This window comes from Actinomadura nitritigenes (assembly GCF_017573545.1).
Lineage (GTDB): Bacteria > Actinomycetota > Actinomycetes > Streptosporangiales > Streptosporangiaceae > Spirillospora > Spirillospora nitritigenes.
Genome location: NZ_JAGEOK010000004.1, coordinates 105,912 through 132,589, shown reverse-complemented (window position 1 = coordinate 132,589; position 26,678 = coordinate 105,912). Strand labels below are relative to the sequence as shown.

Genomic DNA, 26,678 nt, shown 5'->3' with positions numbered 1-26,678 from the left:
GGCCGGCGGTCATGCCGCGCGCGGCGGCTCGGGGTAGTCCTTCAGCTTGATCGCGGTGGCGGCCTGCGTCGCCAGCTTGTCGAGGACCTTCGCCAGCGGTCCCCTGGTCAGCAGCTTGTACAGGGCGACGCGGCGGCGCAGCGAGCCCGCGCTCTTCGGCGCGAAGAACGACCCGGCGCCGCCCGCGACCCGCTGGCACGCCGTGGTGAACTTCTTGATCCCCTTCTCGTAGGCGGCGAACGCGGCGCGGTGGTCGCCGCCGGCGGCCGCCAGCTCCCCGGCCAGCACGTACGCGCAGACGACCGCCAGCCCGGTGCCCATCCCACCGCAGGTCGCGCCGTACCCGGCGTCGCCGAGCAGCGCGACGCGGCCCTTCGTCCAGGAGTCCATCCGGACGATGCTGATCGAGTCGCAGTAGAAGTACGGGGCGTTCCACATGTCCTGCAGCAGGGTGCCGGTGTGCCAGCCCATCCCCTGGAACCTGTCGGCCAGCGCGCGCTTCCGCCCGTCCACGTCGCGGTGGTGCGGCCGGAGGCGGTCGTCGGTGAACACGCACATCACGTTCGCGCCGGCGCCGCCGCGCGTCGGGTAGACCGACACGCCGCGCCCGACCTCGCTGTACAGCTTGCCGGTGTCGAGGCCGAGCCGGTTCGGCGCCTCGAAGATCGCGACGTGGTGGCCGGAGTCCTTCACGTACCGCGACTCCTCCCCGAACGCGAGCCGCCGGACGTTGGAGTGCAGCCCGTCCGCGCCGATGACCAGGTCGAACACGCGGGGCGCCGCGTGCTCGAAGGTGACGTGCACGCGGTCCCCGGTGTCGGCCAGGGCCGCGATCGAGTCGCCGAAGACGTACTCGACGCGGTCGCGGGTCAGCGTGTAGAGGATCTCGGCGAGGTCGCCGCGGTGGATCTCCACGTCGCCGCCGGTGAAGGAGTCCGGCAGGCTGACCTGGACCCGGCCCTCGGCGTCGACGAGGTCGAGCGCTCCGCCGTGCGTCTGGCGCCGCTGGATCTCCTCCAGGACGCCCATCTTCCGCAGCACGCTCAGGTGGACCTCGCCGCGGAAGTCCACGGCCTGCCCGCCGGGGCGGATGCCCGGGGCCCGCTCCACCACCGTGACCCGGTGGCCCTGGCGGCTCAGCCAGTAGGCCAGGGAGGGGCCCGCGATGCTCGCACCCGAGATCAGCACGTTCATGGTCATCGTCGTCTCCGTTCGTCGTCGCCGTTGACACAGAGACTCGGCGGACGCCCTGACCGGCGGCGCACCGGTCGCTGACCGAGGGAGGTCCGGCGGCGTCAGCCGGGGTCAGCGGGGGTCGGGCGGCCCCGGCCGGGGCGGCGCCGGCCGGGGTCAGGGGTCAGGCGAGGGTGAGGACGAGCCGCCCGCGCAGCCCGCCCGCCTCCAGCCGCTCGTGCGCCCTGGCGGCCTCCTCCAGGGGGAACGTGCCGGCGACGCGGAGCGTGAGGCGTCCCGCGTCGACGAGCGCGGACAGCTGCTCCAGCCGCGTGCCGTCCGCCCTTATCCACACGTTGTGGACGGCGATGCCGCGCAGCGGCACCGGGGCGGCCGGACCGCCGCTGACCGCGACGAACGCGCCGCCGCCCCGGACCGCGTCGAGCGCCGCGACCGACAGGAGCGCCGCGTCCAGCGCGCCGTCCACCCCGCCCGGCACGAGCGCGCGCACCGCGTCGCCCAGGTGGACGCCGCGCGGGACGAACCACTCCGCGCCCAGCCCGCGCACCAGCGCCTCGTCCGCCGCCGACGCCGCCGCGACGACCCGCAGCCCGCGCAGGACGGCGAGCTGGACCGCGAACCCGCCGACCGCGCCCGCCGCGCCCGTGACCAGCAGCGTCCCGCCGGACGGGAGGTCCAGCAGGTCGAGGGCCTGCGACGCGGTGAGCCCGTTGAGCGGGAGCGTTGCGGCCTCGGCGGGGGACGCGGAGCGCGGCGCGCGCCCGACGGCGGACGCGTCCAGGACGATCGCGTCCGCGTAGGCGCCGAGCGGGACGTCCAGCCGGTCCCGGAGCCCGACGACCGGGTCGCCGGGCGCGAACCGGGTGACGTCCGGGCCGACCGCGTCGACGGTCCCGGCGACGTCCCAGCCGATGCCGATCGGGCCCCGCGAGCCGAACGGGGGCATCAGCCCCGCGTCGGCGAGCAGCCCGGCGCGGGTCGCCGCGTCCACCGGGTTCACGCCGGCCGCCGCCGTCCGGATCCGCACCTGCCCGGGTCCCGGGCTCGGCTCCCCGACCTCGGCGACCTCGAGCGCCTCCGGTCCGCCGGGCTTCTCCACGATGATCGCGCGCATGCCGTAACTCCGTTCCTGACGTGGGAGGGAGCGGGGGAAGGCCCCCGCGGTACGGCCACTGTCGCCCGGAACATCGCGGCGCCGGAAGAGGTTACTTCGGAGTGCGATCGGCACCCGCAGGTGAGTTTGCAGCATGACGAGAGATGAGCCAGCAGCATGACGACGATGACCGCGGCCGAACGGCGGCGCGAGGCGAAGGCCGCCTTCGACTCCTACATGGACGCCTGCCCGACCCATGACGTCCTGGCCGTCCTCGGCAACAAGTGGACCTCGGTGGTGGTGTTCCAGTTGACGCAGGGGCCGCGCCGGTACGCCGACCTCGCGCGCGCCCTGCCGGGCGTCAGCGCCAAGATGCTCACGCAGACGCTCCGCTCCCTCGAACGGGACGGGTTCGTGGCGCGCAGCGTGACCCCGTCCGTGCCGGTCCAGGTCGAGTACACGCTGACGCTGCTGGGCGAGCGCCTCGTCCCGCTGCTGGCGTCCGTCCGGCACTTCGCCGAGCACAACATCGCCGACATCCGCGCCGCCCGCGACCAGTACGACGCCACCGCCACGGACTGACCCGGCGCGCACCGCGGGTGCGGCACGAGCCCGCACGAACCGGCGCGGCCCGAAAGCACGGCACGTTCTTGGAAGCGGGGGTCCGGCGCGGCGCGCCATGCTCCCGGGTGAACGCATTCGGCGAACGCCCGGAGGTCGAGCATGCCCACCGCCGTGATCGCGGTCGTCGCGGTCTTCTTCCTCGGGATGGGGATCTACGGCCTCGTCGCGCCGGCCGCGCTGATCAGGCCGTTCGGGGTGGCCCTGGGGTCGCCCGCCGCCCGGACGGAGGTCCGCGCCGTCTACGGGGGGTTCGGCGTCGCGATGGCGGGACTGCTCGCCGCCGCGGCGGCCGACGCGCACGGCGTGCGGCAGGGCGCCGTCATCGCCGTGGCGTGCGCGCTCGGCGGGATGGCGGCCGGGCGCCTCGTCGGGTGGGCCGCGGACCGGTCCGGCGGTTTCTACCCGACGTGGTTCTTCTTCTGCGTGGAGGCCGCCGCCGCGGCCGCGCTGGTGGCAGTGCTCTGAAGGCGGGTTCCGGCGGGGGCGGGACCCGCTGATCGCTAGGCTGAAACCCATGAAGAAGTGGGAGTACGCGACCGTTCCGCTGCTGGTGCACGCGACCAAGCAGATCCTCGACAACTGGGGCCAGGACGGGTGGGAGCTCGTCACCGTCCTGCCGGGTCCGAACCCGGAGAACCTGGTGGCCTATTTCAAGCGCGAGATCCAGTCGTAGCCCGCCGACGGTCACCACAGAGCACCTGACAACGCCTCAACGAGGAGGAACGCCATGAGCACGCCCGAAGAGCGCATCACCGAGCTGGGGCTGGAGCTGCCGGAGGTCGTCACGCCGCTGGCGTCGTACGTGCCGACCGCGCGGACGGGCTCGCTCGTCTACACCGCCGGGCAGGTCCCGCTGGTGAAGGGCGAGATCGCGGTGACCGGCAAGGTGGGCGCCGAGGTCTCCGCCGAGGTGGCCGCCGAGCAGGCCCGGATCTGCGCGCTGAACTGCGTCGCGGCGCTGAAGGCCGAGGTCGGCGAGCTGTCGCGGGTGGTGCGGATCGTCAAGGTCGTCGGGTTCGTCGCGTCCGCCCCGGACTTCTACGGCCAGCCGCAGGTGGTCAACGGCGCCAGCGACCTGCTGGGCGAGGTGTTCGGGGACGCGGGGAAGCACGCCCGCAGCGCCGTGGGCGTCGCCGTGCTGCCGCGCAACGTGCCCGTCGAGGTCGAGCTGATCGCCGAGGTCTCCTGACCCGGGCCCGGACCCGCCTCCGGACCCGCCGCCGGGGTTGACGGAACGCCATTCGGTATGTCCGAATGAACCGCCATGAGTGCGACGAGTGGGGCGGGGCGATGGTGAACGGGCTGAAACTGCCGGAGACGATGCGGGGCCAGATCGACGACATCCTGTCCGGCAGGGCGCAGCCGGCCCCCGCCCGGCACGCCGCCACCGTGGTCGTCCTGCGCGACCACGACCGGCACGGGCTGCAGGCGTTCATGCTGCGCCGGGTGCGGTCCATGGCGTTCGCGCCCGGCGCCTACGTCTTCCCCGGCGGCTCGGTCGACCCGCGCGACGGGGAGGCCGACCTCGCCTGGTCCGGGCCGACCCCGGCCGAGTGGGGCGCGGCGTTCAAGGCCGACGAGAAGACCGCCCGCGAGCTGGTGTGCGCGGCGGTCCGGGAGACGTTCGAGGAGACGCTGGTCCTGCTGGCCGGCCCGACCGGCGACTCCGTCGTGGACGACACCCGCGGCGACGACTGGGAGGCCGACCGGCAGGCGCTGCTGGACCGGTCCCAGTCGTTCGGCGGGTTCCTGGCCGGGCGCGGCCTCGTGCTGCGCTCGGACCTGCTGCGCCCGTGGGCGCACTGGATCACCCCGAAGATCGAGCCGAAGCGCTACGACACCCGGTTCTTCGTCGCCGCGATGCCCGAGGGGCAGCGCGCGCGCGACGTCAGCACCGAGGCCGACCAGGTCGCGTGGGTGCGTCCGGCGGAGGCCGTGGAACGTGCCCAGGCCGGCGAGTGGTTCATGCTGCCGCCGACGCTGGCGACGCTGAGCGAGCTGTCGGCGTTCGACACGGTCGCGGACGCGCTCGCCGCGCCCCGCGAGATCGTCGTGCACGAGCCCACCGCCGAGATCATCGACGGCGAGGCGTGGCTGGTGCTGCCCGAGAAGGCCGCCGAGTACTACCCGAAGGGCTAGCCGGGACGTGGCGCGCCGGGTGCCCGCTCATGGAGGCTGGTCGCGGGCCGTCATGTGGCGGCTGGCGGGCACGTCCGTGCTGCGGCACCTGGAGGCGGTCGGCTGGAACCCGGTCCGCCACCCCGATCGCGCCTCGGGCAGGATGGGCGATATGAGCGATATCGATGGGATGGGCACGGAACGCGCGACCTGCGTGCTCGCGCCGAACCCGTCCGCGATGACCCTCGACGGCACCAACACCTGGATCATCGGCGAGCCCGGCGCCGAGGAGGTCGTCGTCGTCGACCCCGGCCCCAAGGACGGCAGGCACCTGCGCCGCGTCGCCGACCTGATCGCCGGGCAGGGGCGGCGGGTCGGGCTCGTCCTGCTCACCCACGGCCACCCCGACCACTCGGCGGGCGCCGCGAAGTTCGCCGGGCTCGCGGGGGGCGGCGTCAGGGTGCGGGCCCTCGACCCGCGGCACCGGCTCGGCGACGAGGGGCTCGGAGAGGGCGACGTCGTCACCACCGGCGGCCTCGAACTGCGGATCATGGAGACCCCGGGCCACAGCGACGACTCGCTCACGTTCTGGCTGCCGGCGGACCGCGCCGTCCTCACCGGGGACACCGTCCTCGGTTACGGGACCACCGTGCTGGAGGGGAGGCTCGGCGACTACCTGGGCTCGCTGGACCGGTTGCGGGCGTTCTCCGCCGAGCGGGACGCGGCCGTGATCCTCCCCGGACACGGCCCGAAGCTGGACGACCCGCTGGCCGCCCTCGACCACTACATCGACCACCGCCGCGAGCGCCTCGCGCAGGTCGAGGCCGCCGTCGCGGCCGGCGCCGGCACCGCCCGCGAGGTCGTCGAGATCGTCTACGCCGACGTCGACAAGTCGCTGTGGCCGGCGGCCGAGTGGTCCGTCCAGTCGCAGCTGGACTATCTGAACGAACGCTCCTGACGCCCGCCCTGGCCCTCCGCGCGCCGCTGGGCGGAGGCCGGGACGGCCGGGCGCCCGGCGGCCCCTACTTGGAGCGCTTGCGCAGCCGCTCGATGTCCAGGATCACCACCGCGCGCGCCTCGATCCGCAGCCAGTTGCGCTGCGCGAAGTCGGCGAGGGCCTTGTTGACCGTCTCCCGGGACGCGCCGACGAGCTGCGCCAGCTCCTCCTGGGTGAGGTCGTGGTGGACGTGCAGGCCCGCCTCGGACGGCTGCCCGAACCGCTCGGCGAGGTCCAGCAGCGCCTTCGCGACCCGGCCCGGCACGTCGGTGAAGACCAGGTCGGCCATCACGTCGTTGGTCTTGCGGAGCCGCTGGGCGAGCGCGCGCAGCAGCTGCACGGCGACCTCGGGGTGCCCGGTCAGCCACGGCCGCAGGTCGTCGTGCCCGAGCCCGGCCAGCCGGCACTCGGTCACCGCGATCGCGCTCGCGGTGCGGGGGCGCGGGTCGAACAGCGACAGCTCGCCGAACATCTCGCTCGGGCCGAGCACGCTCAGCAGGTTCTCCCTGCCGTCCGGCGCCGTCCGGGTGAGCTTGATCTTGCCTTCCAGGACGACGTACAGCCGGTCGCCCGTCTCGCCCTCGTTGAAGAGCGTCTGACCGCGTGCCAGACGCACCTCCGTCACGTTGGCGCGCAGCGCCTTGGCACCCTGCTCGTCGAGGGCCTCGAAGAGCGGGGCTCTGCTCAGAACGTCCACGTCGCGGTCGGTCACGCTTCTCCTCCTCGAACACCTACATGCATAGTGTGACGTACGTCCCACCGCGTACGTGAAGGTAGGGTCACGGCGCGCCGAAACGCAGGACCGCCTCCACGATCCCGTTCGCCCAGTGTACGGACCATCCGGTGAATGGCATCACACCGGTCTCTTCCCCGTTTTCCGGACGCCCGGCGCCGCGGGCGGGTGCTCTATCGTGATCACGTGCCGCAGTCCTCGCCCGCCCGGCTCCCGCGGGGCCGCCACGCGCTGTCCCGTGCGGAGGTCGACCGCGTCCACCGCGGGCGCCTGCTGGCGGCGATGGCCGAGGCGATGACCGAGAAGGGGTACGCCGGCACCTCGGTGGAGGACGTGCTGAAGCGGGCCCGGGTGTCCCGGCAGAGCTTCTACCGGCTGTTCTCCTCCAAGCTCGACTGCTTCATGGCGGCGTTCGACCAGGCCGGCGAGCTGGTGCGGGACCGGCTCGCGGAGGCGGCGCAGGGCGGCGCCGACCCCGCCGACCGGTTCGAGCGGGCGATCGGCGTCTACCTGGACGTCCTCGCGTCCGAGCCCGGCTACGCGCGGGTGTTCCTGGTGGAGGTGTTCGCGGCCGGTCCCGAGGCCGTGGCGCGCCGGTCGGCCGTCCAGCGCGACCTCGCGGCGGCGCTCGCCGACCTGATGGGCGCGTCCGGGGAGCGGGCGCGGTTCGCCTGCCAGGTGGTCGTCGCGGCGGTCGGGACGATGGTGACCCCCGCGGTCGCGTCCGGCGACATGGCCGCCCTGCGCGCCGTCGGCCCGCCGATCGTCGAGCACGTGCGCGCCCTGGCCCGCTCCGGCGTCCTCGACGGCTGAGTCAGCGCCGGGTGATCGTGGCGCGGACCGTGGTGACCTTCGTGGCCGGCGGGAGCGTGACGGTGAGGCGGCCGGAGGCGCTGGCCGTGGCCGTGATGCTGCGGCTTCCGATCGTGACGGTGTAGCGGGCGCCCGGACGGTAGGACGGCGGGGTCGTGACGGTCGCCGTGCCGCTCGACGTCAGGGTGAAGCCGGTGGACGTGGCCTCGCCGAGCCGGCTGAACTCCCGGGGCGCGCGCCGGTCGAGGGAGACCGTCCAGCCCCACTGCGTCCAGGTCCGGTCGATCGACGTGTAGGAGACGCGCGCCGGCGGGCGGGCCGGGTGGCCGAACGCGCTCATCAGCGGGCCGATCTCCTCGCGCAGGTCCCGCGCCCAGTACGGCCACGTGTGCGTGCCGAAGGTGTAGTCGTCGAACCGGCTCGGGATGCCCAGCCGCTGGATCCGGCGGTGGAAGGTCAGGGTCGACTGGTGGGTGAGGGCCTCGATCCCCATCGCCTCCGGGTCGGGTGCCCCCTGGTCGAGCGGTCCGGGGAGGCCGGTGGCGGTGTAGAGCGACAGCCGGGTCCCGCGCAGGTTGGCGGCGAGGGTGGCGGGGTCGTGGCCGCGCCAGTTGATCGCGTCGGCGATCCGCGAGCCGAAGATCGCTTCGGGCGGGACGCCGTCGTTCACGGCGGCGGCGTAGGAGATCACGCCGTACGCCCCGGCGGCGGTGACCGGGTCGTGCGCGATGTCGGGAGCGCCGGAGAACGAGGTCGCGGAGGCGAACATGTCGGGATGCCGGGCGGCGTAGCTCATCGCGCCGAACCCGCCCTGCGACAGGCCCGCGACGGCCCTGCCCCGCCGGGCGGCCACGGTCCGCAGGTTGCGGTCGATCCAGGGGACGAGCTGCCCGATGTGGAACGTCTCCCACCGGGACGGGCCGAGCTTCGTCGCCGGGTCCGCCCAGTCGGTGAACCAGCCGCCGCCGTCGCCGTCGAACCCGGCGTCCGGCATGACGGTGATCAGCGGTCTCCCGGCGGTGGTGGCCTCGGCGCCGCCCTTCCCGACCCAGTCGGAGGCGCGGCCGCCCGTCCCGTGGAACAGGTACAGGACGGGATACCGGGCGGTCTTCGCCGGGTCGTAGCCCGTCGGCAGCAGGACGCGGACGTCCACGGCCCGTCCCAGTGCGGCGGTGCCGACCCGGATCGCGTACTGCCGGTCGTCGATCCGCTGGACCCGCTCCACGTGGATGCCCGCCGCGTCGGCGAACCGCACGGGCACCGGGGTCGGCGCGGCGGCGGCGGGCCGTCCTGCTGCCGCGACGACCAGGCCGGGAGCCCCTACGAGCAGCAGCGTCGTGGTGATGAACCGTCGTGTGCGCATGGGGGATCTCCTGGGGGGCGGGGCCGGGGTCAGGGGCGCGGACGGGGGCGGGTCGGCCGGGGGACGTCGGGACGCACGCGCAGCGCGGTGATCACGGTCGCGAGCATCTCGTAGTGGCCGGCGAGCATGCACAGCTCGACGCACTCCGCTTCGGTGAGCCGTTCGCGCAGGCGCGCCCAGGTCTCGTCGGAGAGGTCCCGGCGGTGGTGCAGCTCGTCGGCGGCGGCGAGGATCGCCTGCTCGCGCGGGGTCCAGCCGTCGGCGTCCGGGCCCTCCCCGAGGCGTTCGACGTCGGCGGCGCGGACCCCGGCGCGGCGGGCGAGCCGCACGTGGTGGTCGAACTCGTAGCGGCAGTCGCGCAGGTGGGCGACGCGCAGGATCACCAGTTCGGTCTCGCGGCGCGCGAGCCTGCCGCCCGGCATGAGCCGCCCGCCGAACCAGAGCCAGCCGCGGAACAGGCCGCGCTGCCGCGCCAGGGTCAGGAAGAGGTTGGGCGGCCCGGTCCCGGCGACCCGGCCGGACACCGCGCAGATCAGCCAGTTGAGCGGTCCGACGTCGCGGAGGCCGCCCGGCGCCACCCGCGGCGCGTCCGGTGCGGCGCTCACAGCGCGCGGTCCGCTTGCGGGGTGGTCAGGGCGGCGTGCTCGTCGCGCGCGATCTCCAGCGCGCGGCGCAGGCCCGGCTGGAGGACCCGGTCCAGCACGGGCTGGAGCGCCGCGCGCGCGGGCAGCGCCCCTGCCACCCACCAGGGCGCGACGATCCGGCGGGAGCGGCGGGCGATCCCGCGTTCGAGCGCGTCGATCCCGGTCTTGAGGGGCGCGACCCGCGACACCATCGCCCCGCGCGCGCCCTGGGCGAGCGCCGCGGCGGCCTCGGTGCCGAAGCCCCGGCTGGTCATGTCGGTGTCGAGCTCGGCGAAGTAGGCGACGCCGGCCTTCGCGCCCCACGGCCGCAGCTCGATGCGCAGCGTGTCGCCGAGCGCCTCGGCCGCCGCCTTGGACGCGCTGTAGGCGCCGAGCAGCGGGAGGTGGACGGCGGCGGCGAGCGACGCGACGGTCAGGGCGTAGCCGCGCCGGTGGCTGATGTGCGGGCCGGCGGCCGACAGCGTGTTGTGGGCGCCGAGCACGTTGACCCGCAGGCTCTGCTCCAGCACGGCCGGGTCGCCGCCGATCACCGGCATCTGCGCGGCGACGCCGGCGTTGGCGACGACGACGTCCAGGCCGCCGAGCGCGCGCGCCGCCTCGTCCACGACGGTGCGGACGCGGGCGCGGTCGGTCACGTCGCAGGTCCACCAGGGGGCGTCCCCGCAGCCGGCGGCGACGGGGGCGAGCAGGTCCGGTTCGAGGCCGGCCAGGGCGACCCGCGCGCCGCGCTCGTGCAGCCGGGCGGCGAGCGCCGCGCCGATGCCGCGCGCCGCCCCGGTGATCAGCACGCGCCGGCCCGCCAGGGTGGCCGTCCAGCGTGCGGAGTCGTAGATCATGCCGGGACCGTAGCATAAAAAAACACACCCGTCTTTTTAAGACGGGCAGGGGTGCGCGTCCGCATTGCTCAGGAAACTTCCGGAAACCTCGTAATCAAGTGAGTGATCGGGCGTCTTACGGGGCAGCGGATGGCGACCTACGAGGGTTGTGATCAGATGCGTGCTCTGGGTTGGATGTCGTCGTGGTGACAGGCGCGGGGACCGAGCCGGACGCCGATCTCGCGGCCGCCGCCGGCGCGGGCGACGAGCGGGCGTCGGACGAGCTGTACCGGCGGCATCACGCGGCCGTCCTCGGCTACGCCCGCGGGCTCGTCCGCGACCAGTACCTCGCCGAGGACCTCGCCAGCGAGGCGTTCGCCCGGACGCTGGCGGCGCTGCGGCAGGGCCGCGGCCCGCGCGAGGCGTGCCGGCCGTACCTCTACACGGTCGTGCGGAACGCCGCCGTGGACTGGGCGCGCTCCGACCGCCGCACCGTCGTCACCGACCAGGTCGCCGAGTGGGCCGACGGCCCGCCCGAGGAGCTGCCCGACGTCGACGAGCTGGACGCCCTCGTCCGCGCGTTCCGGTCGCTGCCCGAGCGCTGGCAGACCGTCCTGTGGCACACCGTCATCGAGGAGGAGCCCGTCCAGCGCGTCGCGGAGATCCTCGGGATGGAGGCGGGCGCGGTCGCCCAGCTGTCCTTCCGGGCCCGCGAGGGGCTCCGGCAGGCGTACCTCGCCGCGAGCTGCGAGGGGCATCCGGACTGCGCCGAGTACACCGCGCAGCTCGCCGCGTCCGTCCGCCGCCCGGGGCGCCGCCGCAGCCGCGCGCTGCGCCGCCACCTGGAGTCCTGCGAGCGGTGCCGCCGCACCGCCGAGGAGATGTCCGACCTGAACGCGCGCCTGCGGCGCGCGCTCCCGATCGGCGCCGTGCTGCTGGCCGCGCCGGCCGCCCCGTTCGGGGGCCTCGCCCCGGCCGCGTCGTTCCCCGCCTGGGCCGTCCCGGCGGGGGTCGCGGCGGCCGCGGCGGCGGGCGTGCTGGCCGTCCTGCTCGCCACGGGCGGCGGCGACGGGCCGCCGGGCACGGCCCGCGCCGCGCCGCCGACCGCCGCCTCGCCGTCCGCCGCGAGCACGGCCGCGCCGGACCGGGAGGCGGTGGCGCCCGACCACGCGTCCGGGAGGAGGCCCGGCGGACGCGGGCGGCCCGGCGGCCCGGACGGCGCGCCCGCGGCCGCCGATCCGGCGGGGACCGGCCCGTACCGCGTGCGCAACACGACCCTCCAGTCCTGCCTGGCCCCCGACGGGACGAACGTCGTCCAGCGGGCCTGCAGCGGCACGGCGACGACGTGGCGGCGCAAGGACACCTCGGGCGGCTTCACCCTGACCAGCGTGTCCACCGGACAGTGCATGGCGCGCGGGCAGCTCTCGGCGGGGCCCATGTGGGAGGGCGGCCAGGAGTACTCCGTGGTGATGGCCTCCTGCGGCGGCGCGAACCAGGTGTGGAAGCTGGTGCAGTTCGGTGGCGTGTACCGGCTGGCCAACGGCGACGGCTGGTTCCTGCAGGCGAGCTGGTCGGGCCTGAAGCCGGTGACGCTGAAGCCTTCCTCGTATGCGGGGATGGCCGCCCAGGGCTGGGCCGTGGGCTGACCGTCCCCGCGCACGCCCTCTCCTCCGGACGCCCGCACGCCGGGGGCCGTCAGCCGTAGCGGAGCTGCTCGCGCGCGGACGGCTCGGGGTTGAGCGCGAGCCACGCCCGCAGCGCCATGTGCAGCTCCAGCCGGTCCGACGTCGCGTAGATGCTGTTACCGAACAGCTCCTCGAGCTGCCGGAACCGGTACCGGACGGTCTGCGGGTGCACGTGCAGGTGGCCGGAGACCGCCGTCGCGTTGAACCCGCACTCCAGCGAGGCCAGCAGCGTCTCGGCGAGCCGGTGCCGCTGGGCGGGACGCGCCGCCGTCAGCGGCGCGAGCCGGCGCTCGATCACCTTCTCGACCAGGTCCCGCTCCCGCATCATCACGATGATCGGCATGTGCATCTCGGCGGCGATCGGGGTGTCCGGGGCGAGCGGGTCCCGGTCGATCAGGCCCTGGTCGGCCAGGTCCAGCGCGTCGCGCGCCCAGCGCAGCGACCGCGCCGCCCCGGTCACCTCCACGGCGGGGCCGATCGCGGCGCTCCAGCCGTCCAGCCGCCGCTCCAGCAGCCGGGCGCGGCCGGGGCCCTCCGGGTCCGGGACGATCAGGCAGGGCTCGGCGCGGTGCAGGCCGAGCAGCACGTCCGGCGGCAGCGACGGCCGCCGCGTCTCGGGGCCGCGCTCGCGCAGCGCCACGGCCGCGACCGTCCGGGGCAGCGGCCAGGACGCCTCGCCGGCCGCCTCCCGCAGGTCCCGCACGGCGGGGGCGGGGTCGTCCAGCAGCAGGTCCAGCAGCCGCCGCCGGTGCTCCTGCTGCGACCCGGCCGCCCGTGCGGCGGCGTCGGCGTGGCCTTCGGAGACGGCCGCCGCGAGCTGGTTCATGTAGTCGAACATCGCGTGGGCGAGGCCCGCCATGGTGGACGCGTCGACCCGGTAGCCGAGCCGTCCGGCGCGCTCGGTGAGCTCCTCGACCGCGACCCCGGCGCCGATCCGGACCGCCGTCTGCCAGGGGTCGAGCGTGCGCCCCTCGCCCGCCTCGCCGGCGCCGACCCGCCGCCAGAAGTCCAGCACGTCGGCCGACGAGACGCCGGGGTCGGCCAGCAGGTCCAGGAAGTGGCCGATCGCGCACTCCACCGCCGCCTCCATGACCCGGCCGTACCGGGGGTCGTGCGGCCGGACGAACTCGGGGAGCCGCTTCTCGATCCGGCGCGCCGCCTCCTCGGCGACGGCGGGCACCTCGCGGCGCAGCCGGCCGGCCAGCCGGGCGGAGCCGTCGAAGGACAGCCCGAGGTCGATGCGGCGCACGGGAAGGGAAACCACCTGGCTGAACTCAGACAATGAGATCTCCTTCGCGGGGGACGACGTGCTGAGAGAGACGGCCCGCACCGCCCGCGATTACGGGGTTTCGCGGAAGTTCTTCCACCCGGCCGCGCCCGCGCCGCCCGGAGCCGGTTCCGTCACGACCTGCCCAAAGCTGCGGTGATTCCTGGGTCGATGGCCGATCGGTGGGTAATGTGACGAACCTGACCTGCGACAACCGGGGGAAAACGGACTTCTGCGGGGCGGATGACAGTGGACACCCACACCAACACTCCTCTGGCCGGCGGCACCGGCGGGGACCGGCGCGCGGACGCCCCGTCCGCGCGGATCACCGAGTGGGCGTTCGACCAGTCCCCCTTCGCGGTGGCCGTCCACGACACGGACCTGGTGTGCCTGCGCGTCAACGACCGGATGTGCCGGATGTTCGAGATGACGGAGGACCAGATCCGCGGGCGGCGCCTCACCGACGCCCTGCCCGGCCCCCAGTTCGAGGCGCTCGCGCGCTACATGCGCCAGGTCCTCGACACCGGCGAGCCGGTGCACCGGGAGACCTACCGCAAGGTGCCCGGCGAGGACCTCGAACGGGCCTGGTCGGTGTCCATCGCGCCGCTCAAGGACGAGCGGGGCCGGACGTGCGCGGTGTGGGTCGGGGTGCTCGACATCACCGAGCAGTACCGGGCGCGGCAGCGGCTGGCCCTGGTCAACGAGGCCAGCACGGCCATCGGCAGCACGCTGGACATCACCCGGACCGCCCGGGAACTGGTCGACGTGGCGCTGCCGCGGCTCGCCGACGTCGCCATCGTCGACCTGCTCGACTCCGTCGTCGGCGGGGGCGAGCCGCGTCCCGGACCCGTTTCGGCCACCGTCGTGATGCGGCGCGTCGCGCACGGGTCCGCCGGAGGGGAGGTGCCGAGCGCGGTGCGGCTCGGCGACGTCGACCACTACCCCGAGTCCTCTCCCGCGGTCCGCGCTCTGACCGGCGGCGAGCCCGTGCTGACCGGCAGCGGCGACCCGGCGTTCCTGTCCTCGATCAACAGCAATCCCCAGCGGGTCGAGGCCGTCCTGGAACACGGCCTGCACTCGCTGCTCACCGTGCCGATCCGGGCCCGCGGCATCACCCTCGGCGTCGCCACCTTCCTGCGCGGCCGCGACCGCGAGCCGTTCGGGCCCGACGACGTGCCGATCGCCGAGGAGCTCACCGCCCGGGCCGCCGTCTGCCTCGACAACGCCCGCCGCTACAGCCGCGAGCGCGCCACCGCGCTGGCGCTGCAGCGCAGCCTCCTGCCCCAGCGGTTCCCGGAGCAGTCCGCGGTGGAGGTCGCGGGCCGCTACCTGCCCGCCAGCACGCACAGCGGCGTCGGCGGGGACTGGTTCGACGTGATCCCGCTGTCGGGATCGCGGGTCGCGCTCGTCGCCGGCGACGTCGTCGGCCACGGGCTGTACGCGTCCGCCGCCATGGGCCGGCTCCGCACCGCCGTGCGCACCCTCGCCGACCTCGACCTGCCACCGGACGAGCTGCTCACCCACCTCGACGACCTGGTCGCCCGGTTCGGGGGGGAGGGGGACGACGGCGAGCCCGGCGAGCAGGACCCCGGCCTCGGGGCGACGTGCGTGTACGCGGTGTACGACCCGGTCTCCCGGCTGTGCTGCATCGCCCGCGCCGGGCACTGCCCGCCCGCGCTCGTCACCCCCGACGGCACCGTCGACTTCCTCGACGTGCCCGCGGGCCTGCCGCTCGGCCTGGGCGGCCTGCCGTTCGAGAGCGTCGAGATGGAGCTTCCCGTGGGCAGCACCCTCGTGCTCTATACCAACGGCCTGGTCGAGTCCCGTGACCACGACATCGACGAGGGCCTGCAACGGCTGCGCCGCGCGCTGACCCGGACGTCCCCGTCACTGGAGACCACCTGCGAGCACATCCTCGGCTCCGTGCTCCCCGAGCGTCCGATGGACGACGCGGCCCTGCTGGTCGCCCGCACCCGCGTGCTGAAGCCCGACCAGGTCGCCACCTGGGACATCCCCACCGACCCCGCCGCCGTCGCCGACGCCAGGCGGAAGGTGACGGAGCAGCTGTCGGCCTGGGGTCTCGGGGACGCCGCGTTCGTGACCGAGCTCGTGGCGAGCGAGCTGGTCACCAACGCGATCCGGCACGCCGAGGGCCCGATCCGGCTGCGCCTCATCCTGGACCGGACGCTGACCTGCGAGGTCTCCGACGGCAGCGAGACCGCCCCGCACCTGCGCCGCGCCCGCGCCTTCGACGAGGGCGGCCGCGGCCTGCTCCTGGTCGCCCAGCTCACCCAGAGCTGGGGGACGCGGCACACCGCGCACGGGAAGACCATCTGGGCGGAGCAGACACTGCTCGCCCAGACCCCGCCCGGCGTTCTCGGCGGCTTCGGCGACTTCGGGGACCTCGACGACCTGGACGACTTCGACGATCTCGGGGACCTCGGGTGACGGCTCGGGCGCGCGGTCGTCTTGGCGCGGTCCGGCCGCCGGGGGTTCTAGTCTGAGCTACATGGCTGAGGAGACGGGGGCCGGCAAGGCGTCGCCGGGCGGGGCGTCGCCGGGCGGGGCGGCGCGGGCGCGCAGGTTCCGGAACGAGACCAGGATCGGGCTGGTCCGGCGGGCCCGCCGGATGAACCGGGTGCTCGCCGAGACCTACCCCGACGCGCACTGCGAGCTCGACTTCGGCACCCCGTTCCAGCTGCTGGTCGCGACCGTGCTGTCGGCGCAGACCACCGACAAGCGGGTGAACCTCACGACTCCGGCGCTGTTCGCGAAGTACCCGACGCCGGAGGACCTGGCCGCCGCCGACCCCGAGGACGTCGAGGCGCTGCTGAAGCCGACCGGGTTCTTCCGCGCCAAGACGAAGTCGGTCATGGGGCTGTCCGCCGCGCTCCGCGACCGGTTCGGCGGCGAGGTCCCGGGGCGGCTGGAGGACCTCGTCACGCTGCCCGGCGTCGGCCGCAAGACCGCGAACGTCGTGCTGGGCAACGCGTTCGACGTGCCCGGCATCACCGTCGACACCCACTTCGGGCGCCTGGTCAACCGGTTCGGCTGGACCGGCGAGGACGACCCGGTGAAGGTCGAGAAGGAGATCGGGGAGATGTTCCCCCGCAAGGACTGGACGATGCTGTCGCACCGGCTGATCTGGCACGGCCGCCGGATCTGCCACGCGCGCCGCCCCGCCTGCGGGGCCTGCCCGCTCGCCGGGGACTGCCCCTCCTACGGGACGGGCCCGGTCGACGCCGAGGCGGCCCGCAAGCTCGTCAAGCCGGGCCCGTTCTCGTGAGCGGCGGGGATGGAACCGTTCCCGCCGGGAAGGAACGCGGGCGTTCCGGAGTTGGGAGTGGCGTGACCGAGATCGCATCCACCTGCCCGCCGTGGCTCGACCGGTTCCGCGCCGAGGCGCCGCGGATGCCGGTCCCGCCGATGTTCGAGCCGGCGCCCGGAGCCCGCGCCGCCGCCGTGCTGATCCTGTTCGGCGAGGGCCCCGACGGCCCCGACGTGCTGCTCACCGAGCGGGCCGCGACGCTGTCCAAGCACGCCGGGCAGCCCGCCTTCCCCGGCGGCCGGATCGACCCCGGCGACGCCGGGCCGGTCGCGGCGGCGCTGCGGGAGGCGTGGGAGGAGGCCGGCGTCGAGCCGGCCGGCGTGGACGTGATCTGCGCGCTCCCCGAGCTGTACCTGTCGCACAGCCGGCACCGCGTCACGCCCGTCGCGGGCTGGTGGCGGGAGCCGTCGGAGGTCGCGCCCGGCCATCCCGGCGAGGTCGCGCTGGTGGCCCGGGTCCCGATCGCCGACCTCGCCGACCCGGCGAACCGGCTGACGGTCCGGCACCCGTCCGGGATCAAGATGGGCCCGGCGTTCCGCGCCGGCGGCATGCTGGTGTGGGGGTTCACGGCGGCGGTGCTGACGCAGGTGCTGGTCGCGGGCGGCTGGGACCGCCCCTGGGACCCGAGCCACGTCGAGGACCTGCCGCCCGACGTGCTGTCCCTCGCGTCCCGCGGCTGACCCCGGGCGCGGTCCGTCGGACCCCTCCCCGCACGCCCGGAGTCCGCGCAGGTCAGAACGGCGGCGTCATCCCGGGTGCGGACAGGGCCCGCGCCGCGTCGCACTGCACGGTCATCCGCCGCACTCCAAACTGGTCCGTTGAGGGGACGTGAAGCAGGGCCGGCGCACTATACGGTGAAGCGGTGCTGCACGACCACGTTCTCGATCTCATCCTGCTCGTGCTCGTCGTGCTGTTCGGAGTCTCGGGGTACCGGCAGGGCTTCATCGTCAGCCTGCTGAGCTTCGTCGGCTTCGTCGGCGGCGGCGTGATCGGGGTGCTCATCGCACCGCCGATCGCCGAGGCCACGGTGAACGGGGCCGCGCAGCAGGCGCTCCTGGCCATCGTGGTCGCGTTCCTGGCCGCCACCCTCGGGCAGCTGATCGCCTCCTCGGTCGGCGCGGTGCTGCGCAACCGGGTGACCGGGCTGAACGCGCGCACCGCGGACGCGGTCGGCGGCACCGTCGTCAGCGCGCTGTCGCTGCTGGTCGTCGCCTGGTTCTTCGGGAACCTGGTGGCGAACTCGGAGTTCAAGCCGGTGCGCACCCAGGTCAAGGGCTCGGTGATCATCAAGGGCCTCAACGGGGTGATGCCCGCGCAGGCGCAGACCTGGTTCACCTCGTTCCAGGGGTTCGTGAAGAGCAGCGAGTTCCCGCAGGTGTTCAACGGGCTCGGCGGCGAGTCGGTGGTGCAGGTGCCGCCGCCGGACGAGTCGGTGCTCAACACCGCGGGCCTCCGCGAGGCCAAGAACAGCATCGTCAAGGTCGTCAGCACCGCGCCGCAGTGCCAGCGCCGCATCGAGGGCACCGGGTTCGTGTTCGCGCCGCAGCACATCATGACGAACGCGCACGTCGTCGCGGGCGCCCAGGGGCCGTCGGTCGTGGAGTCCCGCACCGGGAGCCGGACCCGCGGCCGCGTCGTGCTGTACGACCCGAAGCGCGACATCGCGGTGCTGTACGTGCCGGACCTGGACGCGCAGCCGCTGAAGTTCGCCGGGGAGGCGCGGGTCCGCGACAGCGCGATCATCGCCGGGTTCCCGAAGAACCAGCCGTTCACGCCGGGCGCCGCCCGGATCCGCGCCCGGCAGACGGCGCGCGGCCCGGACATCTACCACGCCGGGCAGGTCAGCCGCGAGATCTACGCGATCCGCGGGAAGGTCGAACCGGGCAACTCCGGCGGGCCGCTGCTGTCCACCGAGGGCCGCGTCTACGGCGTGATCTTCGCGGCGGCGCTGGACACGCCGTCGACCGGGTACGCGCTGACGGCCGCGGAGGTCGCGCCGGACGCCAGGGACGGCGCGTCCCTCACGAAGGCCGTCGGCACGCAGAGCTGCTCCGACTGACGCCCGCCGCCCGACTACGGCTACGGGCCTGGTGGTCTGCGGCGCTAGGGCGCTGTGAGAATGAGCTTCACCGGGGCGTCCTGGGGGTGTTCCGCCAGCGCGCGCGCCCGCCGGACGATGCCGGCCACGTCGACGCGGTGCGGCGGGGCCTCACCGTACGGCTCGATGCGGTCGGCGGCGCGGCTCAGCAGCGCCTGCGCGCCGCGCAGGTTCCCGCGCCGCAGGTGAGTGATCCCCACGGCGACCTGGGCGAGCCCTCTCCACAGCTCCCGTTCCGGCTCCGGGGCACCCTTCCAGACGGCTTCGAGGATCTCGTGCGCATGGAAGGGCCGGTCCTCGTCCAGGAGGCGCTGCGCCTCCACGAGGGCCTCCTCGGGCGGCATGTCGAGGTCGTCCGGCATGGTCGGCACCCCGGCGGCCCCGTGCGGCAGCGGTCGGCCGTACGCGTCGCGCGGCCGTGCGTTGCGTGGGCGTCCGGACTCGTCACGATCCCGCATGCCCCCAACCGTACGCGGCGCCTCGGCCGTCGGAGGGACGCGGGCCGGACGGGGCCCCGCGTCGGCCATCGGCTCCTGCGTCGGCTTTCGGGCCCGCGTCAGCTTTCGGGCTCCGGGTCGGAGAGCCACCCGAGGAGCTGCGCGTCGAACGCCCGCGGACGCTCCTGGTGGGGGAAGTGCCCCGCGCCTTCGATGAGCTTCCACCGGTACGGCGCCGCCACGTACCGTCCCGACCCCTGGGCGCTGGAAGGGAGCGTGCAGGTGTCGAGGGCCCCGTGCAGTTGGAGCGTGGGCACGTTGATGGCGGCCCGCATACGGTGCGCGTAGCGGATGCCGTCCGGACGGGCCTGCGACCTGAACAGCCAGCGGTGGTACTCCAGCGCGCAGTGCGCCGTCCCCGGGATCTGCACCGCCTTCCGCACGAAGCGCTCCGTCCGCTCGTCCGGCCACCCCGGAGCGGACCAGTCGCGCAGCAGCCGCCCCGCGAGCGCCCCGTCGTCCCGGACGAGCCGCCGCTCGGGCCACATCGGCATCTGGAAGCCGAACGTGTGGCGCGCCGCCCAGCCCTGCCCGCGCGGGTCGCCCAGCACGGACCGCCGCAGCCGCAGCGGATGCGGCGCCGCCACCACGGCCAGCCGCTGGACGATCTTCGGGTGGTAGACGGCCGTCGTCCACGCCAGCAGCCCGCCCCAGTCGTGCCCGCACACGACGGCGTTCGCCTCGCCGAGCGCGCGCACCAGCCCCGCGGCGTCCCCGGCCAGCGTGATCAGGTCGTAGCCGCGCGGCGGCTTGTCGCTGCCGCCGTACCCGCGCAGGTCCACCGCGACCGCCCGGTATCCGGCGTGGGCCAGCGACACCAGCTGGTGGTGCCACGACCACCAGAACTGCGGGAAGCCGTGCAGCAGCAGGACCAGCGGCCCCTCGCCGGCCTCGGCGACGTGGAACCGCGTCCCGCCGGCGCTGACGGCGCGGTGCGTCCACGGTCCGTCGACCTCGACCAGGGACGCGTCGTGCCCGGACATGGCAGGGGGTCAGTCCGTCAGGGCGGGCGTGTCCGAGTCGCCGCGGTGCCGCAGCGCCGCGAAGTCGTCCTTGAGCGTCCTCCGCGTCCGCTTCGCCCCGTCGATCTTGCGGATGCGCAGGTAGCCGAAGCCGATCAGGCCGGCCGCGAGCACCAGGTAGATGGCGGACACGACCAGGAACGCGGCCCAGTGGTAGAGCCCGGCCGCGACGAGCCCGTACGCCAGCGCGATCGACAGCAGGATGACGATCAGCCCGCCGATCAGCGCGGCGATGGTGAACATCACGCTGCCGTAGGCGGCCTTCTTGGCGTCCGCCTTCAGCTCCAGCTTGGCCAGGTCGATCTCCGCCCTGACCAGCGCGGAGACATTGGTGGACGCCAGCGCGACGAGCTCGCCGAGGGACTTGTCCTCAACGCTCTCGCCGGGCAGTGCCTCGGACATGGCGCTCCTCTCCTTCAAGGTCGGCCGTCACTCCGCCGGGCGCGGGCGCGCCCTCCTCCGGAAGACGACGGCGGCGGCCGCCGAGGCGATGATGCTCGCGATCAGGACCGCAGTCGTCACTCTCTCGAATCGGGACGGGTCGGTATAGGCCAAACCGCCGATCAGCAGGGAAACGGTGAATCCCACCCCGGCGAGCATCGCGACTCCCGCGATCTCCCGCCAGCGCAGCTCCTCCCCGAGCGTCGCCAGGCCGAACCGCACGGCCGTCCAGGCGCCGCCGAAGACCCCCACGAACTTACCGATCACCAGGCCGGAGATCACACCGAGGGCCACCCGATCACCCAGAACGGCCCCGAGCGCGGACCCGCTGAGCGCGACGCCCGCCGACAGGAACGCGAACACCGGCACGCAGAACCCCGCCGACAGCGGCCGCAGGACGTGGTCGGCCCGCTCGGCGTTCGTCGGCCGCCCGTCGGGCGTCTCCTTGGCGCCGGTCAGCATCCCCAGGGCGACACCTGCGACCGTCGCGTGGATGCCGCTGCGCTGTACGCAGTACCAGGCCAGCACCGCGATCGGCAGGTACAGCCACGGGGACCTGATGTTCCTGCGCTGGAGAAGCCCGTAGGCCGCTATGAGGACGACGCCTGCGCCGAGCCACGTCCAGTGCAGCGTCTCCGTGTAGAACAGCGCGATGATGGTGATGGCGATCAGGTCGTCCACCACGGCGAGCGTCAGCAGGAACGCCCTCAGCGGCGCCGGGCACGACGAGAACGTCACCGCGAGCACGGCCAGCGCGAACGCGATGTCGGTGGCCGTCGGGACCGCCCAGCCGCGCAGGGCCCCGGGCTCCCCCGCGCTCACCGCGACGAAGATCAACGCGGGCATCGCCACGCCGGCCGCGGCCGCGATCACCGGCAGCGCCGCGTCCCGCGGGTCGCGCAGCTCCCCGTGCGTCAGCTCCTCGCGCAGCTCGAGGCCCGCGATGAAGAAGAACACCGCGAGCAGCCCGCCGGACGCCCAGTGCTGCACGTCCATGTGCTCCAGACCCAGCCAGTGCGGGCTCAGCTCATGGCTCTGCAGGCTCTTGTAGGCGTCGGCCCAAGGGGTGTTCGCCCAGACCAGCGCGGCCACGGTGGCGAGCAGCATGACGATGCCGCCGACCGTCTCGGTGCGCAGCGCCGCGGCCACCTGCCCGCTGTACCGGACCGTCGGACGGAACGGCCACACGTGGGCGATCTGGCGCCTTTCAGGCGTGGTGGACGGGCGCGGCATGAGTTACCCCCGGGGACGGCGACGGTCCGGACGCGGAGCCCCGCCCGCACATCGACGCGAGAGGGGGCGTCCATCGCCGACCAGACTTCCCGGCACACCTGATCACCAGGCTACCCGCCCCGCCGGTGCCCCCGGCCCCGTGACGAGCGGCGGCCCGTGCCGGAGCGCCTTTCCACGCTCCGCCACGGGCCGTCCGCCGGATCAGTACAGCCGGTCAGTCCTCGGTCTTGGCGCTCGGCAGCTTCTCGGAGATCAGGTCCATCACCGTGCTGTCGGCGAGCGTCGACACGTCGCCGATGCTGCGGTTCTCCGCCACGTCCCGCAGCAGGCGCCGCATGATCTTGCCGGACCGGGTCTTCGGCAGCTCCGGCACCATCATGATCTGCCGCGGCTTGGCGATCGGGCCGAGCGTCCGGGCGACGTGGTCGCGCAGCTCGGCCAGGAACTCGGCGCCCTCGACCTCCTCGCCGGCGCTGCCGCGCGGGATCACGAACGACACGATCGCCTGCCCGGTCACCGGGTCCGTCGCGCCGACGACCGCGGCCTCCGCCACCTTCGGGTGCGACACCAGCGCCGACTCCACCTCCGTGGTGGAGATGTTGTGCCCGGACACCAGCATCACGTCGTCGACGCGGCCGAGCAGCCAGATGTCGCCGTCCTCGTCCTTCTTCGCGCCGTCACCGGCGAAGTACTTGCCCTCGAAGCGCGACCAGTACGTCTTGATGTACCGCTCGTCGTCGCCCCAGATCGTCCGCAGCATGCCCGGCCACGGCTCGGTGAGGACCAGGAACCCGCCGCCGCCGTTCGGCACCGGCTCGCCCTGGTCGTCCACCACCTCCGCCGAGACGCCCGGCAGCGGGCGCATCGCCGCGCCCGGCTTGGCGGACGTCACGCCCGGCAGCGGGCTGATCATGATGCCGCCGGTCTCGGTCTGCCACCACGTGTCGACCACCGGCGTCCGTCCGGCGCCGATGTTCTCCCGGTACCAGACGTACGCCTCCGGGTTGATGGGCTCGCCCACCGACCCCAGCACGCGCAGCGACGACAGGTCGTACTGCGCCGGGATGTCGTCGCCCCACTTCATGAACGTGCGGATCGCGGTGGGCGCCGTGTAGAAGATCGACACCTTGTACTTCCGGATGATGTCCCACCAGCGGCCCTTGTTGGGCGTGTCCGGCGTCCCCTCGTACATCACGCTGGTCGCGCCGTTGGCGAGCGGCCCGTACACGATGTAGGAGTGGCCCGTCACCCAGCCGATGTCGGCCGAGCACCAGTAGACGTCCGTCTCCGGCTTCAGGTCGAACACCGCGCTGTGGGTGTAGGCGACGTGCGTCAGGTATCCGCCCGTGGTGTGCAGGATCCCCTTCGGCTTCCCCGTCGTGCCGGACGTGTACAGGATGTACAGCGGGTGCTCGGCGTCCATGGGCTCGGCGGTGTGCTGGTCGCTCTGCCGCTCCACCAGGTCCTGCCACCAGACGTCGCGCTCGTTCTCCGCGACCTCCTCGCCGGTGCGGCGGACGACCAGGACGTGCTCGATCGTCGGGGTCTGCGCGACCGCCTCGTCCACGGTCGGCTTCAACGCGGACGGCTTGCCGCGCCGGTACCCGCCGTCGGCGGTGATGACGAGCTTGGCCTGCGCGTCGTCGATGCGGGTGCGCAGCGCCTCGGAGGAGAAGCCGCCGAACACCACCGAGTGGGTGGCGCCGATCCGCGCGCACGCGAGCATCGAGATCGGCAGCTCCGGGATCATCGGCAGGTAGATCGCCACCCGGTCGCCCTTGCGGACGCCCAGTTCCAGCAGCGCGTTCGCGGCCTTGTTCACCTCGCGCTGGAGGTCGGCGTAGGTGAGGGTCCGGGTGTCCCCGGGCTCGCCCTCCCAGTGGTAGGCGATCTTCGCGCCCAGACCGGCCTCGACGTGCCGGTCCACGCAGTTGTAGGCGGCGTTCAGCTCACCGCCCACGAACCATTTGCCGAACGGCGGATTGCTCCAGTCCAGGATCTCGTCCCAGCGCTTGGACCAGGTCAGCCGGTCGGCCTGCTTCGCCCAGTAGCCCAGGCGGTCGGCGGCGGCCTCGTCGTACGCCTCGGCCGTGACGTTCGCCGCTGCGGCGAGCTCGGCGGGCGGGGGGAAGCTCCGCGTCTCCTGCAGAAGGTTCGACAGTGTCTCTTGGCTCTGGCTCAACGCGTACTCCTTGCTAGCTGAACGGGGGTCGCCCGGTATCCCCACTTCACCAGGAAGGTCCCGCCCCCACAAGGCCGCATTCCCGGGTGTCGAGGGAAGAGCGCGACCGGCGCTCACGGCTCCGGATAGTGCTGTGATGCCCGACACACCTTGCCTTCCCAGTGCCGCGGCCCGGGAACCGCCTCCGTTCTACGCGCGTGCAGGGGGGTTGCGCGAGCGATACCGGTGACCGCATAGGGTCGGGCCGTGACCGATGCCCTTGCTCAGCTAGCGAACCTGCCCGGCGTCGCGGACGCCGTCGCCGACGCGCGCTCCGCCGTGGACCGGCTGCTCGGCCACCGCATCCTGCGGCGCCGCAGCGCCGAGGTGTCCACGGAGTCGGCGCTGCGCGGCGCGCGCGCGTCCGCCGTGCTGGAAGGCGCCTCGGTCACCCTTGAGGACCTTCGCACCACCGAGAACCCCGCGGACCCGGTCGTCCAGGGGGCGCTGCGGGTGTCGGCGGAACTCGGCACGCTCGCCGAGACGTGGCGGCAGGCGCCCCGGCAGGTCCTCGCGCGGCTGCACGTGCTGGCCGCGGCGGACGCCGTCGACAGCGCCGACCTCGGACGTCCCCGTGCCGAGGGCCGGCCGGTGAAGGACGTCCTCGGGCTGGGCGCCCCGCCGTCCCCGGCGGAGGTGGCGGCGCGCCTCGACGCCCTCAGCGCGCTCCTCACCCAGCCCACCAAGGCCCCCGCGCTCGTGGTCGCCGCCGTCGTGCACGGAGAGCTGCTGACGCTGCGGCCGTTCGGCTGGGGCGACGGCATCATCGCCCGCGCCGCGCAGCGCATCACGCTCGTCGCCCGCGGCCTCGACCCGAAGTCCTTGGTCGCGCCAGAGGTCGGCCATGCCGAACTGGCCGACGACTACGCCGAAGCGCTCCGCGCCTATGCGACGGGGACGCCGGAGGGCGTCGCGCAATGGCTCGCGCACTGCTCCGCCGCCGTGGCCGCCGCCGCCCGCGACTCGCAGGCCATCTGCGAAGCCTTCATGCGCGGCTGATCGCGCACGCTCGGCCGCCGTTCTCTTCGGTGCGGCCGCCGCGTGGGCGGCCGCTGTTCCGTCGTTGGGGAGGTCCATGCTGTCCCCATGGCCGAACGGAAGGACGGGCGCGCGGCGGCGCCCACCGAGACCACCATCGCGTCCGCCGACTGGGACTCGCGCGACCTGACCGGTGAGCGGCACGAACGCGTCCTGTTCGTGGACGTCGACATGACGGAGGCGACCGGCACCGGCGCCGTGTTCACCGACTGCACCTTCCGCGGCGTCCGGTTCAACGCGTCCACGCACACCGACGCGGCGTTCCTGAACTGCACGTTCGTCCGCTGCGGCTTCTTCGACGCGACCTTCGCCGGCTGCAAGGTCGTCGGCGGGATGTTCGACGCCTGCACGCACGACCTGATGAAGGTCACCGGCGGGGACTGGTCGTTCACCGGGCTGCCCGGCGCCGACCTGCGGCGCGCGTCGTTCACCGACGTCCGGCTGCGCGAGGCGGACCTCACCGGCGCGCGGTGCGCCGGCGCGACGCTCCGCGGCCTGGACCTGTCGGGAGCCTGGCTGCACCGGGCGGACCTGTCGGGCTGCGACCTGCGCGGGAGCGACATCTCGTCGATCGACCCGCACACCGTCGAGCTGAAGGGGGCGATGATCGACCCGTACCAGGCGGTGGTGCTCGCGACGGCCCTCGGCCTGGACGTGCGGGGCGACTGACGTCCTACGCGGCGCCTTGTCCGGGGGCCTGTGTGGCGGGTCGTGCGGGGGCGGGGTGCGCGGGGGCGGGGTGTGCGGTGTCGGACACAGCGGACGGCGCTCGCGAGGGAGCGCCGTCGCCGATCACGTCACACCGGGTTACCAAGCGTGCACCTCACTTTCGCCGGATCGGGTCAAGCCCGTCTCGGCGCGCCTCCCGCGGCTGGTCGCGCGTGGGTGCCCGGCTGCCGTGCCCGGACGCGTGGTCCGTAGACCCTGTCTACGCCTCATCCGCCCAGTTGACAAGCCCCTTTTTGGAAATCCGGGCGGTCCGTGACCCCCGCCCGCCGCGGCGGCCGGGCCGACTTCTTGCGTCGATAAGGGGCGAAACATGCAATTTCGGGCTATCCGCAACCGGGGCTCCGCCCACCAAAGCGATCACGCAGTGTGACCGTTTCTTTTTGGTCGCCGATCGGGTGCTCGGCCGGAAAAATCTTGGGTTCTCCGGTACGCTCCGACTTCCGTCCCGTTGCACTCCGTATGGGCGGGGACGGGCCCTGTGGTCCGCGATCCGCCGCCCCGCACGGACGTCTGGAGAGGGAGGGCAGACAGATGAGGATAAACACCGCTCTCCGGGCGACTTCGCGACTCGACGGAACTGCCACCGGTCGGGCAGCATATGTTGTATCTGCTTAGACTGGGAGACAACGAGTTTGCCTCTCCTATAGACCGGCCTTGCTAACGGCTCAGCCGATCTCACCGAGACTTTCCTGGGAAAACGGACCGGCTCTACCCCCCCGGAGCCG

26 protein-coding genes are annotated in these 26,678 nt (G+C 73.9%); 14 read left to right on the top strand and 12 right to left on the bottom strand.

Annotation, left to right across the window (positions count from 1 at the left end; genetic code table 11):
• Positions 1–9: 9 nt before the first annotated feature.
• Together J4557_RS06980 and J4557_RS06975 are read right to left on the bottom strand one after the other, a co-directional pair.
• On the bottom strand, positions 10–1,200 hold the full coding sequence (locus J4557_RS06980; RefSeq protein ID WP_208265603.1) for an FAD-dependent monooxygenase: 1,191 nt from the start codon (positions 1,198–1,200) through the stop codon (positions 10–12).
• Between the two features lie 157 nt (positions 1,201–1,357).
• Positions 1,358–2,308, bottom strand: a complete 951-nt coding sequence (locus J4557_RS06975; RefSeq protein WP_208265602.1) for an NADP-dependent oxidoreductase — start codon at positions 2,306–2,308, stop codon at positions 1,358–1,360.
• A 156-nt stretch (positions 2,309–2,464) separates the two neighbouring features.
• Between J4557_RS06975 and J4557_RS06970 the strand changes: the two genes are divergently transcribed.
• From J4557_RS06970 to J4557_RS06945, 6 genes are all read left to right on the top strand, one after another.
• On the top strand, positions 2,465–2,869 hold the full coding sequence (locus J4557_RS06970) for a winged helix-turn-helix transcriptional regulator (protein ID WP_208265601.1): 405 nt from the start codon (positions 2,465–2,467) through the stop codon (positions 2,867–2,869).
• 141 nt (positions 2,870–3,010) lie between these two features.
• Positions 3,011–3,376: a DUF4345 family protein gene (locus tag J4557_RS06965; RefSeq protein WP_208265600.1), complete on the top strand. Its 366-nt coding sequence runs from the start codon at positions 3,011–3,013 to the stop codon at positions 3,374–3,376.
• A gap of 49 nt (positions 3,377–3,425) precedes the next feature.
• Positions 3,426–3,584: a Sp36 family protein gene (gene sp36, locus J4557_RS06960; RefSeq protein ID WP_151540233.1), complete on the top strand. Its 159-nt coding sequence runs from the start codon at positions 3,426–3,428 to the stop codon at positions 3,582–3,584.
• A gap of 54 nt (positions 3,585–3,638) precedes the next feature.
• Positions 3,639–4,100 (top strand): RidA family protein, encoded by a 462-nt coding sequence (locus tag J4557_RS06955; RefSeq protein ID WP_208265599.1) that lies wholly within the window; start codon positions 3,639–3,641, stop codon positions 4,098–4,100.
• A 131-nt stretch (positions 4,101–4,231) separates the two neighbouring features.
• The gene (locus J4557_RS06950) at positions 4,232–5,050 is read left to right on the top strand and encodes an NUDIX hydrolase (RefSeq protein ID WP_208265798.1); all 819 of its coding nucleotides are present in this window, start codon (positions 4,232–4,234) and stop codon (positions 5,048–5,050) included.
• Positions 5,051–5,201: 151 nt separating this feature from the next.
• Positions 5,202–5,987 (top strand): MBL fold metallo-hydrolase, encoded by a 786-nt coding sequence (locus J4557_RS06945; protein WP_243775433.1) that lies wholly within the window; start codon positions 5,202–5,204, stop codon positions 5,985–5,987.
• A 64-nt stretch (positions 5,988–6,051) separates the two neighbouring features.
• Here the strand turns inward: J4557_RS06945 and J4557_RS06940 are convergent, their stop codons facing one another.
• Entirely contained in the window at positions 6,052–6,738 is a 687-nt protein-coding gene (locus J4557_RS06940; protein WP_067483689.1) for a Crp/Fnr family transcriptional regulator, read from the bottom strand.
• 207 nt (positions 6,739–6,945) lie between these two features.
• Between J4557_RS06940 and J4557_RS06935 the strand changes: the two genes are divergently transcribed.
• The gene (locus J4557_RS06935; RefSeq protein ID WP_208265598.1) at positions 6,946–7,572 is read left to right on the top strand and encodes a TetR/AcrR family transcriptional regulator; all 627 of its coding nucleotides are present in this window, start codon (positions 6,946–6,948) and stop codon (positions 7,570–7,572) included.
• Position 7,573: 1 nt separating this feature from the next.
• Here the strand turns inward: J4557_RS06935 and J4557_RS06930 are convergent, their stop codons facing one another.
• From J4557_RS06930 to J4557_RS06920, 3 genes are read right to left on the bottom strand one after another with little or no spacing between them, the layout of a single operon-like run.
• A complete protein-coding gene (locus tag J4557_RS06930; RefSeq protein WP_208265597.1) occupies positions 7,574–8,935 on the bottom strand; it encodes an alpha/beta hydrolase in 1,362 nt (453 codons plus the stop codon).
• Positions 8,936–8,964: 29 nt separating this feature from the next.
• Entirely contained in the window at positions 8,965–9,540 is a 576-nt protein-coding gene (locus J4557_RS06925) for a carboxymuconolactone decarboxylase family protein (protein ID WP_208265596.1), read from the bottom strand.
• A complete protein-coding gene (locus tag J4557_RS06920; RefSeq protein ID WP_208265595.1) occupies positions 9,537–10,415 on the bottom strand; it encodes an SDR family NAD(P)-dependent oxidoreductase in 879 nt (292 codons plus the stop codon). Before J4557_RS06920 ends, J4557_RS06925 begins: the two co-directional genes overlap by 4 nt.
• A 182-nt stretch (positions 10,416–10,597) precedes the next feature.
• Here J4557_RS06920 and J4557_RS06915 point away from each other — a divergent pair, with 182 nt between their 5' ends.
• The gene (locus tag J4557_RS06915; RefSeq protein ID WP_208265594.1) at positions 10,598–12,040 is read left to right on the top strand and encodes a sigma-70 family RNA polymerase sigma factor; all 1,443 of its coding nucleotides are present in this window, start codon (positions 10,598–10,600) and stop codon (positions 12,038–12,040) included.
• A 49-nt stretch (positions 12,041–12,089) separates the two neighbouring features.
• Here the strand turns inward: J4557_RS06915 and J4557_RS06910 are convergent, their stop codons facing one another.
• Entirely contained in the window at positions 12,090–13,361 is a 1,272-nt protein-coding gene (locus J4557_RS06910) for a PucR family transcriptional regulator (protein WP_243775400.1), read from the bottom strand.
• A 228-nt stretch (positions 13,362–13,589) separates the two neighbouring features.
• Here J4557_RS06910 and J4557_RS06905 point away from each other — a divergent pair, with 228 nt between their 5' ends.
• From J4557_RS06905 to J4557_RS06890, 4 genes are all read left to right on the top strand, one after another.
• Positions 13,590–15,794 carry a SpoIIE family protein phosphatase gene (locus J4557_RS06905; protein ID WP_208265593.1) on the top strand — a complete coding sequence of 735 codons (2,205 nt, stop codon included), beginning with the start codon at positions 13,590–13,592 and terminating at the stop codon, positions 15,792–15,794.
• Positions 15,795–15,975: 181 nt separating this feature from the next.
• On the top strand, positions 15,976–16,632 hold the full coding sequence (gene nth / locus J4557_RS06900) for an endonuclease III (protein ID WP_372442453.1): 657 nt from the start codon (positions 15,976–15,978) through the stop codon (positions 16,630–16,632).
• A 125-nt stretch (positions 16,633–16,757) separates the two neighbouring features.
• The gene (locus tag J4557_RS06895; RefSeq protein WP_208265795.1) at positions 16,758–17,354 is read left to right on the top strand and encodes an NUDIX hydrolase; all 597 of its coding nucleotides are present in this window, start codon (positions 16,758–16,760) and stop codon (positions 17,352–17,354) included.
• 182 nt (positions 17,355–17,536) lie between these two features.
• Positions 17,537–18,733 (top strand): MarP family serine protease, encoded by a 1,197-nt coding sequence (locus tag J4557_RS06890; protein ID WP_208265591.1) that lies wholly within the window; start codon positions 17,537–17,539, stop codon positions 18,731–18,733.
• Between the two features lie 44 nt (positions 18,734–18,777).
• Here J4557_RS06890 and J4557_RS06885 read toward each other — a convergent pair whose 3' ends face one another.
• The 5 genes from J4557_RS06885 to acs form a co-directional block, all read right to left on the bottom strand.
• Positions 18,778–19,230 (bottom strand): DUF309 domain-containing protein, encoded by a 453-nt coding sequence (locus tag J4557_RS06885; RefSeq protein WP_208265590.1) that lies wholly within the window; start codon positions 19,228–19,230, stop codon positions 18,778–18,780.
• Between the two features lie 98 nt (positions 19,231–19,328).
• Positions 19,329–20,252 (bottom strand): alpha/beta fold hydrolase, encoded by a 924-nt coding sequence (locus J4557_RS06880; RefSeq protein WP_208265589.1) that lies wholly within the window; start codon positions 20,250–20,252, stop codon positions 19,329–19,331.
• 9 nt (positions 20,253–20,261) lie between these two features.
• Positions 20,262–20,693, bottom strand: coding sequence for a phage holin family protein (locus J4557_RS06875; protein ID WP_208265588.1), 432 nt, complete (start codon positions 20,691–20,693; stop codon positions 20,262–20,264).
• 27 nt (positions 20,694–20,720) lie between these two features.
• The gene (gene nhaA / locus J4557_RS06870) at positions 20,721–21,920 is read right to left on the bottom strand and encodes a Na+/H+ antiporter NhaA (protein WP_307799489.1); all 1,200 of its coding nucleotides are present in this window, start codon (positions 21,918–21,920) and stop codon (positions 20,721–20,723) included.
• Positions 21,921–22,179: 259 nt separating this feature from the next.
• The gene (gene acs / locus J4557_RS06865) at positions 22,180–24,147 is read right to left on the bottom strand and encodes an acetate--CoA ligase (protein ID WP_208265586.1); all 1,968 of its coding nucleotides are present in this window, start codon (positions 24,145–24,147) and stop codon (positions 22,180–22,182) included.
• A gap of 246 nt (positions 24,148–24,393) precedes the next feature.
• On the opposite strand from acs, the gene J4557_RS06860 reads away from it, so the two are divergent.
• Positions 24,394–25,185 (top strand): Fic family protein, encoded by a 792-nt coding sequence (locus J4557_RS06860; RefSeq protein WP_208265585.1) that lies wholly within the window; start codon positions 24,394–24,396, stop codon positions 25,183–25,185.
• Positions 25,186–25,272: 87 nt separating this feature from the next.
• A complete protein-coding gene (locus J4557_RS06855) occupies positions 25,273–25,893 on the top strand; it encodes a pentapeptide repeat-containing protein (RefSeq protein ID WP_208265584.1) in 621 nt (206 codons plus the stop codon).
• Positions 25,894–26,678: the final 785 nt, after the last annotated feature.

Coding starts and splice junctions, on each gene's coding strand:
- J4557_RS06980 (WP_208265603.1), bottom strand. CDS start 1,200: ATGACCATGAACGTGCTGATCTCGGGTGCGAGCATCGCGGGCCCCTCC.
- J4557_RS06975 (WP_208265602.1), bottom strand. CDS start 2,308: ATGCGCGCGATCATCGTGGAGAAGCCCGGCGGACCGGAGGCGCTCGAG.
- J4557_RS06970 (WP_208265601.1), top strand. CDS start 2,465: ATGACGACGATGACCGCGGCCGAACGGCGGCGCGAGGCGAAGGCCGCC.
- J4557_RS06965 (WP_208265600.1), top strand. CDS start 3,011: ATGCCCACCGCCGTGATCGCGGTCGTCGCGGTCTTCTTCCTCGGGATG.
- sp36 (WP_151540233.1), top strand. CDS start 3,426: ATGAAGAAGTGGGAGTACGCGACCGTTCCGCTGCTGGTGCACGCGACC.
- J4557_RS06955 (WP_208265599.1), top strand. CDS start 3,639: ATGAGCACGCCCGAAGAGCGCATCACCGAGCTGGGGCTGGAGCTGCCG.
- J4557_RS06950 (WP_208265798.1), top strand. CDS start 4,232: ATGCGGGGCCAGATCGACGACATCCTGTCCGGCAGGGCGCAGCCGGCC.
- J4557_RS06945 (WP_243775433.1), top strand. CDS start 5,202: ATGAGCGATATCGATGGGATGGGCACGGAACGCGCGACCTGCGTGCTC.
- J4557_RS06930 (WP_208265597.1), bottom strand. CDS start 8,935: ATGCGCACACGACGGTTCATCACCACGACGCTGCTGCTCGTAGGGGCT.
- J4557_RS06920 (WP_208265595.1), bottom strand. CDS start 10,415: ATGATCTACGACTCCGCACGCTGGACGGCCACCCTGGCGGGCCGGCGC.
- J4557_RS06905 (WP_208265593.1), top strand. CDS start 13,590: ATGACAGTGGACACCCACACCAACACTCCTCTGGCCGGCGGCACCGGC.
- nth (WP_372442453.1), top strand. CDS start 15,976: ATGAACCGGGTGCTCGCCGAGACCTACCCCGACGCGCACTGCGAGCTC.
- J4557_RS06895 (WP_208265795.1), top strand. CDS start 16,758: ATGCCGGTCCCGCCGATGTTCGAGCCGGCGCCCGGAGCCCGCGCCGCC.
- J4557_RS06885 (WP_208265590.1), bottom strand. CDS start 19,230: ATGCGGGATCGTGACGAGTCCGGACGCCCACGCAACGCACGGCCGCGC.
- J4557_RS06880 (WP_208265589.1), bottom strand. CDS start 20,252: ATGTCCGGGCACGACGCGTCCCTGGTCGAGGTCGACGGACCGTGGACG.
- J4557_RS06875 (WP_208265588.1), bottom strand. CDS start 20,693: ATGTCCGAGGCACTGCCCGGCGAGAGCGTTGAGGACAAGTCCCTCGGC.
- J4557_RS06855 (WP_208265584.1), top strand. CDS start 25,273: ATGGCCGAACGGAAGGACGGGCGCGCGGCGGCGCCCACCGAGACCACC.